This is a genomic window from Pseudanabaena minima str. Chao 2107 (assembly GCF_051131155.1).
In the GTDB taxonomy this organism is placed as follows: Bacteria; Cyanobacteriota; Cyanobacteriia; order Pseudanabaenales; family Pseudanabaenaceae; genus Pseudanabaena; species Pseudanabaena minima.
In genome coordinates this window covers 2,501,693-2,517,435 of the sequence record NZ_CP159508.1, presented here as the reverse complement: position 1 = coordinate 2,517,435, position 15,743 = coordinate 2,501,693, and the positions used below count along the sequence as shown (strand labels likewise).

Annotated in this window: 12 protein-coding genes; 8 read left to right on the top strand and 4 right to left on the bottom strand. The window is 42.1% G+C overall.

What is annotated here, in order from left to right; all coding sequences use genetic code 11:
• Positions 1 to 257: 257 nt before the first annotated feature.
• Positions 258 to 1,106 (top strand): polyphosphate kinase 2, encoded by an 849-nt coding sequence (gene ppk2, locus ABM313_RS11450; protein WP_434688442.1) that lies wholly within the window; start codon positions 258 to 260, stop codon positions 1,104 to 1,106.
• A 209-nt stretch (positions 1,107 to 1,315) separates the two neighbouring features.
• Here ppk2 and ABM313_RS11445 read toward each other — a convergent pair whose 3' ends face one another.
• Positions 1,316 to 1,555: a hypothetical protein gene (locus tag ABM313_RS11445; RefSeq protein WP_434688089.1), complete on the bottom strand. Its 240-nt coding sequence runs from the start codon at positions 1,553 to 1,555 to the stop codon at positions 1,316 to 1,318.
• Between the two features lie 414 nt (positions 1,556 to 1,969).
• On the opposite strand from ABM313_RS11445, the gene ABM313_RS11440 reads away from it, so the two are divergent.
• A complete protein-coding gene (locus tag ABM313_RS11440) occupies positions 1,970 to 3,148 on the top strand; it encodes a murein hydrolase activator EnvC family protein (RefSeq protein ID WP_434688087.1) in 1,179 nt (392 codons plus the stop codon).
• Positions 3,149 to 3,305: 157 nt separating this feature from the next.
• Here the strand turns inward: ABM313_RS11440 and ABM313_RS11435 are convergent, their stop codons facing one another.
• The 3 genes from ABM313_RS11435 to yidD all read right to left on the bottom strand — a co-directional run bounded on the left by ABM313_RS11435 (position 3,306) and on the right by yidD (position 6,801).
• Positions 3,306 to 4,166 (bottom strand): pentapeptide repeat-containing protein, encoded by an 861-nt coding sequence (locus ABM313_RS11435; protein WP_434688085.1) that lies wholly within the window; start codon positions 4,164 to 4,166, stop codon positions 3,306 to 3,308.
• 93 nt (positions 4,167 to 4,259) lie between these two features.
• A complete protein-coding gene (locus ABM313_RS11430; RefSeq protein WP_434688084.1) occupies positions 4,260 to 6,011 on the bottom strand; it encodes a succinate dehydrogenase/fumarate reductase flavoprotein subunit in 1,752 nt (583 codons plus the stop codon).
• A 70-nt stretch (positions 6,012 to 6,081) separates the two neighbouring features.
• Positions 6,082 to 6,801: a membrane protein insertion efficiency factor YidD gene (gene yidD / locus ABM313_RS11425; protein WP_434688083.1), complete on the bottom strand. Its 720-nt coding sequence runs from the start codon at positions 6,799 to 6,801 to the stop codon at positions 6,082 to 6,084.
• Between the two features lie 199 nt (positions 6,802 to 7,000).
• Between yidD and aroF the strand changes: the two genes are divergently transcribed.
• The 6 genes from aroF (at position 7,001) to ABM313_RS11395 (ending at position 15,062) form a co-directional block, all read left to right on the top strand.
• Positions 7,001 to 8,035 (top strand): 3-deoxy-7-phosphoheptulonate synthase, encoded by a 1,035-nt coding sequence (gene aroF / locus ABM313_RS11420; protein ID WP_434688080.1) that lies wholly within the window; start codon positions 7,001 to 7,003, stop codon positions 8,033 to 8,035.
• Positions 8,036 to 8,074: 39 nt separating this feature from the next.
• Positions 8,075 to 8,494 carry an acyl-CoA thioesterase gene (locus ABM313_RS11415; protein WP_434688079.1) on the top strand — a complete coding sequence of 140 codons (420 nt, stop codon included), beginning with the start codon at positions 8,075 to 8,077 and terminating at the stop codon, positions 8,492 to 8,494.
• Positions 8,494 to 9,117 carry a class I SAM-dependent methyltransferase gene (locus tag ABM313_RS11410; protein WP_434688077.1) on the top strand — a complete coding sequence of 208 codons (624 nt, stop codon included), beginning with the start codon at positions 8,494 to 8,496 and terminating at the stop codon, positions 9,115 to 9,117. The genes ABM313_RS11415 and ABM313_RS11410 overlap by 1 nt, the downstream gene beginning before the upstream one ends.
• Positions 9,118 to 9,395: 278 nt before the next feature.
• A complete protein-coding gene (locus tag ABM313_RS11405; protein ID WP_434688075.1) occupies positions 9,396 to 10,595 on the top strand; it encodes a lipid-A-disaccharide synthase-related protein in 1,200 nt (399 codons plus the stop codon).
• 328 nt (positions 10,596 to 10,923) lie between these two features.
• Complete coding sequence (locus ABM313_RS11400; protein ID WP_434688073.1) at positions 10,924 to 11,358, top strand: hypothetical protein; 435 nt, start codon at positions 10,924 to 10,926, stop codon at positions 11,356 to 11,358.
• Positions 11,359 to 11,453: 95 nt separating this feature from the next.
• Positions 11,454 to 15,062 (top strand): CHAT domain-containing protein, encoded by a 3,609-nt coding sequence (locus tag ABM313_RS11395; RefSeq protein WP_434688072.1) that lies wholly within the window; start codon positions 11,454 to 11,456, stop codon positions 15,060 to 15,062.
• Positions 15,063 to 15,743: the final 681 nt, after the last annotated feature.

Genomic DNA, 15,743 nt, shown 5'->3' with positions numbered 1-15,743 from the left:
CTGGCTTTACTTACAGACGACTATATGTATTGTTTGATGCTGAGTCATACTGTAAATAGTTGTAGTTTCAAATCATAATCACAAAGAGAGTAGTAGATATGGCAAAAAAAGATACCAGTAAAAGTACTCAAAATCATCTTGTGATGACATCTGCAAAGGACAAAAAAACGAAAAAAAAGAATAAATCTGTGGATTTGTCTGAGCAACTAATTGAGCAAAGTGCGAAAGACAGCAGTAATACTCTGAATAGCTTTGCGATGGAATCGCCAAAGAAAAAAAAGAGAACCAAGTCAGTAGATCCCACGGAAAAGCTATCCAAGAAGATTTATGAGAAAGAACTCAATCGCCTACACATTGAACTAGTTAAATTGCAAGAATGGGTAAAGCATAAGAAGTTAAAAGTAGTTGTTCTGTTTGAGGGGCGAGACGCAGCAGGTAAGGGTGGTACGATCAAAAGAATTACAGAATGTTTGAATCCTCGTGTTTGTAAAGTTATCGCGTTAGGAACTCCTTCTGATCGGGAAAAAACACAGTGGTACTTTCAGCGCTATGCTGCTCATCTACCTGCGGCTGGAGAAATTGTTCTATTCGATCGCAGTTGGTATAACCGTGCTGGAGTAGAAAGAGTGATGAACTTCTGTACCCATGAAGAGTATGTTGAGTTTTTACGTTCCTGCCCTGAATTTGAGTGTATGCTTCAACGTGCAGGAATTGTCTTAATTAAGTATTGGTTCTCTGTTAGTGACGAAGAGCAAGAAAAGAGATTTCAAGAACGCATCAAGAATCCTCTCAAACGTTGGAAAATCAGTCCAATGGACTTGGAGGCAAGAGCAAAGTGGGTAGAATATTCTAAAGCGAAGGATGATATGTTTAATGCTACGGACATTAAGCAATCTCCTTGGTATGTTGTCAGTTCTGATGACAAGCGAAGAGCACATATCAATTGTATCTCCCACCTCTTAAGTCAAGTTCCCTATGAAGACTTAACGCCTGCGCCAATTGTACTGCCACCGCGCCAACATGAAATGGACTATGTTCGTCCACCTATGAGACTTCAAAACTTTGTACCTGATATCACGTTCTCCAGTGATGAAGTAGATATATAGCAACCCAGAAGACGAGTGGCGGCGCTTCGCGCCGCCACTCGTCTTCTGGGTTTGTGTCCTAACAAGACTGGCGACAGCTATAAATTAACGTCAGTTCGACGAAAGCGAAAAATGGTGATATCGAACTCATGCTAATTTAGGTTAAGAACTCAACTTGTTGAAAAAGCCATGCGAAGCATGGCTTTTTCAACAAGTTGAGATTTGATCTTTTATGACATCCGACAAAATTGCCCTGAATGTAATTTAATTTCTCCAAAATCTGGAATCCATGCTGCCCAGTGTCCATCAGGATATTGACACATCAACAAGGCTTCATCATAACAATTAGGAGTCGGCGGTTCTAATAAAGTTACCCATGTGGAGGGTAAAGGAGTAAGGCACTGAGGAAAAGAATTTTGCCGAATATTCTTGGTGATTTTGGCTTTATGTTGACGTGTGGTGGTTTTCATAGCTTTATTTCTGAAATTTATCGAGTAACTTTATCAATCAGCTTTTAAAACAATTTTCTAAATCCTAGCTTTATAGCGATTTGCGCTTAGACCCCAACCGAGAGACTTGTTGAAAGTGCTGTTTAACGACATTTTCAACAAGTCTCTTGGAATTTGTTTGATCAGTAATTGCTGTATGTTTAACAAACAAAGTATGTCATGGAATTATTATATACGCGATTTTTAGTATTAAAAGATACAGAAATATTATTAAAAGTTAAAGTTTTAACCCTAAATAAAGATGGGTTGAAAGTGAAACCTCTCTATTTTTTGTTTTTACAAAGTATGTGCAGTGTTTTTGATCGAAATAGGGTTTTATTAGTGGCAAAATACGGTTAAAATCTTGCCCTAGTTTGTGAATTTCTGGTGGACTGAATGCGCGATCGCCATTACTGGCAAATAACTAGCAAGCCTTGGTGGATATACTTGGGCATGATGATTGTGGCGATAGTTATCTGCTGCTTGACTTTAGGTCATGGCTCACCAGCGCAAGCCCAATCTGTGGAAGAGCTAAAAAACTATCAAAACTTTGTCGATCAACAGCGTCAAATCATTCAGAAGCAACAGGAACAAATTAATGCGCTCACTAAACCTGCTCAGTCTCGTCTTGATGCTTTAAGAAAAAATGTGCGGGTTACTGATGCTCAAATTAAAGACAACGAGAAAAAAATTCGTCAGGCAAGAGAGCAACTCCAAAAACTCAGCACCAAACTGCAAGAACTAGAGTATGACCTGAATAAAAAACGTGATGCGACTACGGCGCGATTGCGCTATTTGCAAAGGCAACAACTACAGCGTTGGTGGGTAACTCTGCTCAGCAGTCAAGATCTCAATCAATTTGCCGATCGCCGTCGGCAAATTGAGCGTATTTACGCTAGAGATCGCAAGCTACTTGCCGATTTGACCCAAAGATCCAATCAGGTCGAAAAGCAGCGTAATCAAATAACTGCTCAAAGAAATGAGGTTGAACTGTTAACCCAAAAGCTGAAATACCAAAAAGCCAATATTGAAGCTGAGGTAGTTGCTCAACAAAATACGATCGAACGACTTAAGAGCGATAATCAAGCTTTATCTCAAGCTGAAGATCGTCTTGCTGAAGATTCACGTCGTTTGTCACAAATTATTTTGGCAAAAGTCCAGCCCTATGATGGACTGATTCTCCCTCCTGGAACTGGCCAACTGATGTATCCTACAATTGGCCCAGTGACTAGCAACTTTGGCTGGCGCACACATCCAATTTTGGGTACTGAGCGGTTTCACTCAGGTATAGATTTTGGTGCTGATTATGGCAGTCTGATCTATGCTAGTGAGCAAGGTCGGGTGATTTATGCAGACTGGTACGGTGGCTATGGTAATGCTGTAATTATTGATCATGGCAATGGCATGACTACGCTCTATGGTCACTGTAGTGAGCTATATGTCAAAGATGGTGATGTTGTCGTTAAAGGACAACCGATCGCTGCTGTTGGCTCAACAGGTTTTTCAACAGGTCCACATTTGCACTTTGAGTTGCGGGCTAATGGTGAGCCTATTGATCCCGCCGCATATTTATAAAAAGACCATAAAAAATGTCAGTTCGACGAAAATGAAAAATGGTAAGAATCGCTGAGCGATTCTTACCATTTTTCGCCATTTGCTGCGTGCGAAGCACGCTACAAATGGCTATATCGAACTCACGGTAAAAAAAGACGGCGCGTAGCGCCGTCTTTTTTTACCAAACATCTGGAAGAATTGCATCTTGAAAATCAGTAGTTTCAGTATTTGCACCACTAAAATTAGCCTTACTGAGATTAGCACTGGTAAACTCAGCCCGATTGAGATCGGCACGACTTAAATCGGCTCCAATAAAATAGGCTTCGCTACAATTTGTCCCGCGTAGATCCGCTCCTATGAGATCGCAGCCACAGAGATTAGCCCGATAAAGATTTGCACCAATTAAATTTGCCCTAGATAGATTGGACTCACTTAAGTCAATATCTACTAAAGTTGCACCAATAAGATCTGTACCAACCAATGTCGAAACATTGAGGTTGCTGTGGGAGAGATCGGCTTCGCTCAAATTGGCACGACTAAAATCAGTTCCTGCAAGATTAGATTCCCTTAACTCAGCTCGGCTTAAATTTGAACCAATGAGAATTGCACCAACCATGCTAGCTCCATTTAAGCTAGACATATTGAGCTTAGTGGTTGATAGGTCAGCGAGATCAAGTTTAGCTAAACGCAAATTTGAGCCGCGCAGATCTGCTCCACTTAAATTTGCTTGACTAAGATTAGCCTCACTTAAACAAACCATACTCAGATGTGCGGAACTTAGATTTGCATGGTTGAGATCTATTCCTCTTAGATTTGCCATGCTTAAATCTGCGCCGCGCAAGTTTGCCGATGTTAGATTTACTTCATGCAATTTTGCCCCACGCAAGTTAACCATACTCAGGTCGATTCCTGTCAGGTTGAGTCCCTCTAGCTGAATTTCACTAAGATCAACGCCACGCATATCAGGAGAGGCTTCGCGCCACTTGTTCCAGACATCTACGCCTTGATGAAGCAGTTTTATAAATTCTTCTTTCGCCACAGTTACTTTTACTCGTACAGTTAGTACAGTTTTATGTTTACAACTTATTTTGTAATGACTGCAAAGCAGCCATTACAAAATAAGTTGTAAACATTAATATTTTCGTTCTTGGGGGGTAAAACGATCGCGATCAAGCAATTGTAAACTCATATCAACCGCACGATCGCTAGTCTTTACATTACCACTTTCCAGATATCCGAGGGTATGTTTGAGATAATTCGCATCATCGCGTTGAGGGTAGTCTTCGCGGGAATGTGCGCCACGACTTTCTTGGCGTGATAAGGCACTAGACATAATGATTTCACCCACTGTGAGCAAGCTTTTTAATTCGATCGCCTGCATGAGTTCCATATTAAATACAGAACTGCGATCATCCACCAGTAAGTCATTATCGTAGCGATCGCGGATAGTTTGTAACTTTTGCAAGCCATCCTTTAAGCGTTGATCATCCCGAAAAATGCCACAATGCTCAGTCATCGTGTCTTGCAATTGTTGGCGAATATCGGCAATGCGTGAATTACCTTGTTTCGATAATACGCCTTTTAACTTAGCTTCAGCTTCGGCAAGATAAGGACGAGGATCAACCTTGGGCATGGTGCGCTCGCTGACATAAGCACCTAATTTTTCTCCCGCACGTTTGCCAAAGACCACGCATTCTAACAGCGAATTTGCTCCTAAACGGTTTGCTCCATGCACAGATACACAGGCGCATTCACCTGCGGCAAAAAATCCTGTGATCGCTTTGCTATCCGTACCAATTACTTGACAGTCGATATTGGTGGGAATGCCGCCCATAGAGTAATGTGCGGTTGGGCGGACAGGTAAGGGGTGATCGATGCAGTCCACACCTGCTAAGCGTAAACCTTCTTCACGGGCAAAGGGAATCCGACTTAAGATTTTCTCTCTTCCTAAATGACGCACATCTAAATGTACATAGTTACCGCCATTGATGCCACGTCCTTCCATAATTTCACAGGCAATGTTGCGCGAAGTAATATCACGGGGTGAGAGTTCCATCCGATTCTTGCTAATCGGATAATTTGCCATAAAGCGATCGCCTAAATCATTAATTAAATAAGCTCCTTCACCACGCACTGCCTCGGAAATTAGTACTCCCACAGGATATAGTCCCGTAGGATGGAACTGCACAAATTCCATATCTTGTAACGGCAAGCCAATATTTGCCGTCAAACATAAGCCATCACCCGTTGAAGCTAAATCGTTAGAAGTAGTATTAAAAACTCGTCCATAGCCACCTGTGGCTAGCAATACAGCTTTAGCACGAAATACTTCAATCTCCGAAGTTTCCAAACTATAAGCGACAACACCTTTTACTTCTTTCCCGTTTGTGCCATCTTCATAAATTAACTGCATGACGTACCATTCTTGATAAATCGTGCCGCCCAATCGCTTGAGGTTCATCACTAATTCGTGCAGAATTGCATGCCCTGTTTTGTCAGCAGCATAGCAAGCACGACTGTAGGTATGCCCACCAAAGGGACGTTGAGCAATCCGTCCATCTTCAGCACGGGAGAATAAAACTCCTAAATGCTCTAAATCAATAATTACTTCGGGTGCTGATTGGGTCAAAACCTGCACGGCATTCTGATCGGCAAGGTAATCTGATCCTTTGATGGTATCGAAGGCATGGGTAAGCCAGTCGTCATTATCGACATTTTTTAGTGATGCGGCAATGCCTCCTTGGGCAGCAACGGAGTGCGATCGAATCGGATGTACCTTGGAAATGAGTCCCACACTGAGATGGGGATAATTTTGGGCGACAGCTAGTGCAGCTCTAGAGCCTGCTAATCCACCACCAATAATCAATACATCATGCTCAATCATAAATTTTTTTATTACATTATAAAACCAAGCAAAGAAAGGTCACGATTTGCAAGACCTTTCTTTGCTTGGTTCAACCACAACCACCACAGTCTAAACCACCACAATCTAGCGCTCCACAGTCTAACCCACTGCAATCCATACCCGATAGGCAATCAGCATTGCCACAATTCAAATCGGGGCAACTTAGATCGGGACAATCCATCGCTTCAAAGGGATTATTACAGTTCTGATCATCTCCACAATCCGATGGAATTAGATCAAGTCCATGTCCGCAGTCAGTACAGTCAACATAATCGCAGCGATCGCAGTTATTATTCCCTCCCCCACTATCGTTGTTGCTAGCCTGTCTCCGTTTACGGCTCCATTGTGAACCACCTAGTTTATGTTTGCTTGTGTCGTCATTAGTTTCTCCAGAATCCTCAGGTGCATCGGGAGTTTCCTGCTCACCTGACTCAATGGCTAGGGTGTTTGAGTGTAAACGCCTTGCATAATACTTTTTCCTAGTTCTACATTTTGCTCTACGACTCTTTAAAATCTCACTAGCTTCACGACATTCTTGAAATCGCCCCTTAGCATTTGCGATCGCCTGTATAATTCCCTCTTCGGCAATCACCCGTTTAAAATATTGAGAACAAGAATCACAGCCATACAACACACGATGGGCGCAAGAAAATCCCTTATGGGGCGAGATAAATTTTTGATAACCACGAATGACAGTTACCGCTAATCCGCGTGTTGCACCGTTAATAATATTGGCGATCGGTAGCTTGACAGGGATTCTTTTCTGCATTTGTCGCCATCATTTAATGAATTAAACCAGCTTGGCTATGATACAAGAGCCATTAAGTTAGGCTCTACAAATCTTAATATTTCTTCCCATTAAAACTAGAAATAGGGGATCGCCGATCCTCTTTTTCTAGTTTGCTACAAACAGCATTTTTTGAACTCGCGTTAAAATAGGTAAAGAAAACATCTAAAGGAGACTAGCCGTGATCGTAGTAACCAAGATTGGTACACCCGCAGAAGAAGTGGGGCGGATCTGCGAAGAACTATCTAGTTGGGGATTATCACCAGAGAAAATTGTGGGAAAACATAAAGTTGTATTGGGACTAGTGGGTGAGACAGCCGATCTGGATCGCCATCGTATCGAAGAACTGAGTCCTTGGATTGAGACTGTGTTGCGCGTAGAACGCCCCTTTAAACGCGCTAGTCGTGAATATCGCCAAAATGAATCGAGCGTGGTAATTGTACCTACGCCTAATGGTGATATTGCGATCGGCGAAAATCATCCCTTAGTGACAGTTGCGGGTCCTTGCTCCGTTGAAAATGAAGAAATGATCGTGGAAACTGCCATGCGAGTGAAAGCAGCAGGGGCGCAGTTTTTGCGGGGTGGAGCTTATAAGCCACGGACTTCGCCCTATGCCTTTCAGGGACATGGTGAGAGTGCTTTATCTCTATTGGCGGCAGCCAGAGAAGCTAGTGGCTTAGGGATTATTACGGAAGTGATGGATACTGCCGATATTGAGAAAATTGCTGAAGTTGCCGATGTGCTGCAAATCGGTGCTAGGAACATGCAGAACTTCTCATTGTTAAAGCAGGTAGGAAAACAGAATAAGCCAATTCTGCTCAAGCGTGGATTAGCGGCTACCATTGATGATTGGCTGATGGCGGCTGAATATATTCTCGCCGAGGGAAATCCCAATGTAATTCTTTGCGAACGCGGAATTAGAACTTTTGATCGCGAATATACAAGGAACACTCTGGATTTAGCGGCAATTCCCGTATTACGGAAGTTAACCCATTTGCCAATCATGATCGATCCTAGTCATGGTACAGGCTGGTCAGAGTATGTACCATCCATGAGTTTGGCGGCGATCGCTGCGGGTGTTGATTCCTTGATGATCGAAGTTCATCCCAATCCTAAGAGAGCTTTATCTGATGGACCTCAGTCGCTTACTTTCGATGATTTCGATAAGCTCATGATTAAAATCAATCGCATGGCTCAAGTAATGGAGCGTGTGTAAACAAATAAGGCGCAAAGCGCCTTATTTGTTAAGAGAACTATGAATCAACCATTTATTTACGATCGCACAATTTATTTTCGCGACACTGATGCGGCAGGAGTAGTCTATTTTACTAATGGTTTATCTATTTGCCATGAAGCTTACGAAGCTTCATTAGCAGCCTCAGGAATTGAGCTTAAATCTTTTTTTAGAGGTGGAGCGATCGCCGTGCCAATCACCCATGCAAGTATTGATTTTTTTAAACCAATGTTTTGTGGCGATCGCATTGCGGTTTCGCTAGTAAAAACCTTGCTAAGTACTGATTCTTTTCAGATTGAATATCAATTATTTTTTGATATTGAAAGTGGTGAGAAAAAGGCGATCGCTAGTGCCTTAACCAAACATGTTTGTATTGATTCCATCACTCGAAAGCGGTGTAATCTATCCCAAGACCTCATGAAATGGATTGAATTGAATTAATGACAACGATTTTACGTGACTGGAGCTATCGCTATCAATGGTTTTATGACACTGTATCGGCTCTTGCCGCGATTAGTGTTGGTGGGGAAAAGCGATTTCATCGTTTATTTTTAAAAGATTTATCCATTAATCCTGAAGCAAAAGTTCTTGACCTTTGTTGTGGAGCAGGACAGGCGACAAGGGAACTAGTTGAGCATTTTCATGATGTGACGGGTTTAGATGCCTCACCGATCGCCATTAAACGCGCCAAGCAAAATGTGCCACAAGCGGAATATGTAGAATCTTTTGCTGAGAAAATGCCCTTTAGCGATCGCACGTTTGATCTGGTACTCACGAATACAGCTATGCATGAGATGGATTCAGAGCAGTTGCAGCAAATCATTCAGGAAGTGCATCGGATTTTGACACCTGAAGGACAATTTATCATTATTGATTTTCATCGCCCTATTAATCCATTGTTTTGGCTACCTATTGCGACTTTCCTATGGCTATTTGAGACGGAAACTGCATGGCAATTAATTAAAACCGATTTGTCACAACTTTTAATTAATTCTGGATTTAAAGTTGAGTCTTGCCAACTTTATGCTGGTGGTAGTTTACAAGTTTTGCGATCGAGCAAATAAACTTACGAGAATATCCCCTATAACAGGATATTCTCGTAAGTTTATTTATGAATGTGTATAAAGAAAATGCGATAATTTTTAGCTATCAGTTATTAGCTTTATCACTCATGTCACTCGGAACTCAAAGAAACTTCTTGCTGCTAGCAAGTCAGGGCAACCACGGGGAGATTGCCCCTACCTAAATAATTCTATCTTAATTCAGTAGGGGCTTTGCCCCCGTGCCAGCCCCATATTTTTGCTATATCAGGAATTCTTTTCACGCAACATAAGTGATCATCGTGACTTCAATCCCCAAAAGAGTTTTATTCATTAGTAACGGTCACGGTGAAGACCTAAATGCTTGTGAAGTTCTCAAAGCCTTGCGTCAAAAATATCCAGAGGTAGAGACGATCGCATTGCCGATTGTTGGTGAAGGGAATGCTTATCGACGGGCTGGTGTGCCGATCGCTACTCAGACGAAAATCTTACCATCGGGGGGATTCGCTTATATGAGTGTGCAGAAACAGATTGCCGATTTGCAATCTGGGTTGATTAATCTGACTTGGCAACAAATTAAGGCGGCGCGAGAATGTGGTAAAACCTGTGATTTTGTGTTTGCGACAGGTGATGTTGTGCCTGCACTATTTGCTTATCTAACGGGGTTGCCCTATGCTATGTTTTTAGTGTCATCATCGGCATTTTACGAAAATCGGTATGTTCCACGTTGGTTGCAAGCGCTAATGATGCGATCGCCACGATGTCGCCAGATTTTGACCCGTGATGCTTATAGTGCGGAACTAATTAGAAAAAGAGGTTATCAAAATACGAGCTTTGTCGGTTATCCAATTATGGATGTATTGGAACCGTCGGGCAAAGATTTAGCTTTGAGTCCTGATGTGCCTGCGATCGCTTTACTCTCAGGAAGTCGGTTGCCTGAAGCTGCTGAAAATCTTGTATTGCAATTGCATTTATGCGAAAAGATTGCCCAAGAATATGCGCCTCACCCTGTCCAATTTCGTGCGGCGATCGTCCCAAGTGTTGCCCCCAAATTACCTGAACTAGCTGCCCAAGCAGGTTGGCAATATGCTGATGGCAAGATGTATCATTCAAAAACAAATATCAGTGTTCTCTGCTTTAGTGATGCGTTTGCGGATATTTTGCATCATTGTGATTTGGCGATCGGTATGGCGGGAACTGCTGTTGAGCAGATGGTCGGTTTGGGAAAACCTGTGATTCAAATCATGGGAAATGGTCCCCAATTTTCCTATCGTTTTGCTAATGCACAGGAACGTTTGTTAGGTTTATCAGTACAAACGATTGGGAAAGAACCAGCTACTCCAAAAATTTTGCAGGAAGCGGCTCAATGTGTAAAGCGAACTCTCAGCGATCGCGATTATTTGGAAAGTTGTAAACAAAATGGAATGGAACGGGTTGGTGCAAAAGGTGGTTCTGAGAGATTGGCTGATGCGATCGCGCAGATATTAGCTAGGTCTAGTTAACTTTTAGCATCAAGAAAGTATTGCTTAATGTGGATTGCGATCGCACAACCAATTTAGAAGTTTTTCGGCTTCTGTTCTGTAATGTTAAGCTATATTCTTCTGCATAACTTACTTACACTTATATGTGATCTTACTCAGACAGTTTCCATAATATTAAGCAAGGCAAAATAATTTTCCTATCCAGAAAACTTCAGTATAGTTGCCTTAATTACTCTGCTGGTCGATCAGTGAAGGTGTAGTTACAAACTTTTCAACTATTTCTAAGATTGAGCCAGTTAGATGAGGTTACAATAACAGATAAGTTCAGATTACCATTTGGATATTATGTATGCAAGACTTTTCACAAGAACACAAAGAATTGGTGGATGCGATTGTTGCAGATGCAGAGCAGCAGTTGGCAGACTTGTACTTATCGCCGGAGTCTAAAGAAGCTGTTGCTAAGTCAGGCTCAGATAATCGCCCAGCACACATTATTTTAGCAAAGCAATTTGAAACAGTAAGAGCTACGTTGAATCGGGATGTGGAAGATATTCTTCGTGAGATTACACCACGGATTGGTATTTGTAATCCAGGTAATCCAGTCTATGAAACCTGGGATGATTTTCATGAAGTTTCTAAAGAACCGCTGACAGGCTTCATCATCAGTGTTATCAGTGCCGTAGTTCCACAAGCATCTTTACCTGTAACGGTAGCAGCTATCGTGGTTATTATTTCGTTCTATGGATTGGAAAAATTCTGCGATCGCTATTGTCCCAATCGTTAACAGTTTATGTGGATTGATAATATTGTTCTCCAGAGGCAGAAATGACAACGTTGTTCCTCCTATGGGAGATTTCGGGATGATCAACGGAGGTCGCAATGGAGTTAAGTCTCAGGTTTTTAGGATCTGACCAACTGTTTTTGACATGGGGGGATTTAGTAACAGAACCAATAGAGTTTTCAGTACCACTGGACTCAGCAGTGTTAGATGAGATTACCTGGTATTTAGAGGTTTACGGGTGTCAGTACATCACGGATGTCGATAATGACCGCGCGGTGCGTATTGCAGAACAGTTGCCGGTTTGGGGAACACAGTTATTTGCAGCGGTTTTTGGGACGAAGAACGCAAGGGCTTGGTTTGATGCATTTGTCCAAGCATCAGGCTCAAAGAAAATAATTACTATTGAAGCGACAGATGGGGCTATTTTGGCCTTGCCCTGGGAATTGTTGTGTTTTCCTGGCAGACAGTTTCTCATTGATGCTCCTTTTGGGATTTCGATTCGTCGGTGCTTTAAGGGAAATGGAGTCATCACAACATCTGCTCCAGCGCAAAAGCAAAAATTGCGAGTGCTATTTGTGGTGAGTCGTCCCAATGGAGTTGGATTCTTAGATCATCGAGCAGATGGAATAGCAGTGTTAGATTCGCTAGAAGCCATTGGAGGGGACTGTTTTGAGGTGGAGTTTCTCCGACCAGCGACTTTTGGAAACTTGATGCGGAGACTGAAAGATACAACACTACCACAAGTAGATATTTTGCATTTTGACGGTCATGGTATTTTTAATCCCTCAAAAGGAATAGGTTATTTGTGTTTCAGTAGGCAGGAAGCAGGACAGCTTATTTGCGACGATGTAAAAGCGGAAGAGTTAGGATTAAAGCTGGTCTCTGCGGGGATATCATTAGTTGTGCTATCTGCCTGTCAGTCGGCGCAAATTGGAAGAGATCAGGCTTTGGGCAATGTGGCGATCACCCTACTTCATGCTGGAGTCGGGGCAGTTTTAGCCATGACCCATTCAGTATTAGTCGAAACAACGCGACGGCTGTTTGGTGCTTTTTATGGCAATTTAGCACAAGGCATGAGCATCGCAGCAGCATTGGATCAAGCACGACTAGATTTGCGACAACATTCGTGGCGCGGCGATCGCCGTTGGGGTACAGAGTCTTTTGCGTTGCATTTGCAGGATTGGTTTTTGCCAGCCTTATATCAGTCCAGAATCGACAGCGCATTGTTGCTACCTCAAGTGCAATTAGCATCGACTGAGGACAAGACGAAACCTCCTGAGACGATTTACGGAACACTGCCACCGAAACCAAAGTCGGGATTTTGGGGGCGCAGTCGGGAATTGTGGGAGATCGAACGAGCATTTATCCTGGGAGCGAGACGGGTAACAGTATCAGGCTTGAGCGGTCAAGGGAAAACGGCGCTGGCAGCGGAGTTAGGACGCTGGTTAGTTCGGTCACGTCTGTTTGAACAGGTGCGATTTATTTCTTATAACGGGTATCAAGGAGTTGATCCGGTTGAATATGCTCTTGGTATAGGTTTTGGCGTTCCAAGTGTGACCGATATGGCAGCGATGCTGGAATCTGTTCCAACATTATTGATTTTGGATAATTTGGAAGTTCTCGAAGGTGAATCACTAGATCAACTGTTATCTATAGCCATAGAATGGTCGCGCTTAGGACAGTCTCGGGTTTTAATAACAACACGGCTAGGTCAATTACAGCACCCAGATTACTTTGTTCGCGCGGAAGGAGAGCACTTCTCATTATCCTTGAAAGGGTTGAGTGAACAAGATGCACTGGCATTTTTTACGCAACTGACCGAAGAGACACCACCGTTACAAGGCATGCCACAACAAGAGATGGTCTTAGATCTTCTCAGATTGACGAGTTTTATACCATTGGTTATTCAGCTTATAGTAAGGCAACTATGTAATCATCCTCTATCAAGTGTCTATAGCGAACTCGAACGATTGCTGGTGGATGATAACGAGATCCTACAAGCTTCATTGAACATGTCCTTAAGACATTTAACTGACGATCAACAGCAATTAATTAGACGCTTAGCAGCGTTTCAAGGAGGAGTCTATGAAGATAAGTTGTTATCGATAACAGAACTTGGTGATGCTTCTTTCAACTTTGAGCAACTCCGCAAGACATGGATGTCTTTACTATCTCAAAGTGGTAAAAAAGATGCCAATGAAGTTAATCAAGAATTGGATAAATTTGATCAAGAATTAGGCAAAATCTTTGGAGGAGCAACACATCCTAGAGATTTGAGTTCGGGAAATACAACTTGGACAGATCTACGTCAATCTTTGGAGCGGTGTGGCTTAGTAACGATAGAACAACATTCCCATCAAAAAGAAGCACCTTTTTTACGATTTCACCCGATTTTGCTCAGCTTTTCACGTCAAAGCATAACTCAAGAGCAATACGAATACTTGATGAAGAGCTATCGTAGGGAATACTATTGGTTATCTGAGAAATTGTATGATCTTTATCATACTGATCCAACATTAGCTACTGAAATTGCACGATATGAACTTCCAAACTTAATTAACGCAGCTCATTCAGCACTTCTAGCAGATGACGAAAAAGCAATCGACTTTGTGGATAATATTAATCGTTTTCTAAGTCAATTTGGTCTTAAAAGACAATTGATCGCTCTTAATAGTTTTGATTCTTCCAATCCCGAAGAGTATTCAGATAAAAACCAGCTAATTTTACAACATAGTCGAGCTGAGCAGTTTTGGAATTCTGGTGATTTTGTGTCAGCGAAAAAAGTTCTTTATAAAGTTTTGGATACAATTCCCATTACACCAAACTTTGATCGCTGTCGCACTTTGGAACTGCTAGGACGCTGTGAAACCGAAATTGGCAACGTGGAGGATGCTAAAGAGCACTACCATGCGGCAATCAGCATCGGTAAAGCCCTTGAACCATCGAAATCAGTAAAGCAACTGCTCGGAGTTGTGTATGGACATTTAGGTAGGTTACTACAAGGAATTGCTGATTTTGATAATGCCGAGAATGCATATCAAGAATCAATCAAGCTAAGTAGGGACGTTGGCAACAAAGAGGGAGTATTTGTAATGCAGACAAATCTGGGGATTATGGATATATTTCGAGGTAATTTCACGTCTGCCGAAGAAAGACTTGTTGAGTCCCTTACATATTTTAAAGGTATTCATTCATCTGTTGCTGAGGCTGATGTCATACATTATCTCGGATTGGTTTACGAAATGACTGATCGATGGGACAAAGCAGAAAAACATTATCGTGATTCAGCAGAAATTAAAGTTCTTATAGGAAACATTAGCGGTATTAATGGTGCAGTTGTAAGTTGGCTTCAACTAGCTGGTGTTTATCATAAGTCTGGAAAAGTTGAGCCTGCGGAGAGTTGGTATCGCAAATGTCTTGACGTACTTAAAAAATCACCGAGTAATTATCTCCATTACTCAACTGTCCTCACCCTGCTTGGCGAACTATTACTCAAATCCCCTCACCGCTTAGCAGAAACCCGTGAAATAGCCGAAGAAGCTCTAGTCTATCGGCAAAAAGTAGATCCACAACGCGCCGCAATTTGGCGAGTCTATGAACTGCTAGAGCAAGTTGCAACTAAACAAGGTGACACTGTATCAGCTCTTGAATATGCGCAAGCTGCCAACCAGACCAAACTTGAGTGGATGCAATCAACAGGTAATTGAGTCAGACACTACTTGCAAAGCGAATAGCTAGCTGAAATGCCACCACAAACTTGGGTCAAATTGGCTATTTGTTCGGCAAAGATTCTGTTGACTTGAACTTATGCGGAAGCGTCGTTAGTATAACATGTGCATTGGAATGCTGTAATCTGATCGGCTGATTTATAAAGAGTATCTGTATTCGGTTAGATTGGCTATTATATCAACCAACAAGTTGATTAATGGGCATCTCTAAAAAAGGCTATCAGAGATGCAAACATGAAAATCAAGGGGATATAACTAACCAATATTGGATGTTCTCAGACAAATTCCGTATATTACCCAAAATAGTATAGCTATCCAGAAAATTTCTGGATAGCTACTATAATTAAATTTTTTACGCTGAGAGTCTCAGTATAAGAACCCATTTAAGAATTGTAGTTTTTGACCCCCTAGCCCCCCAAAATTCAGGGGGGAACCATATTTAAACCCTCCAGAATTGGGGGATCTAGGGGGCTAGACACGCAGAGCTTTAAGTGTCCTGAATTCTTAAATGGGCTCTAATTACTAGATGAGCTTTTTTAACTACAATTATTGATTGCGTAGATACTTAGGTCGCAGCTACTAAGGGTAATCGCACTATGGTTGTGAACAGACAAAAAATCTGGGTTGACGTTAAGAAACCCAGTCTATAAATATGCGCAA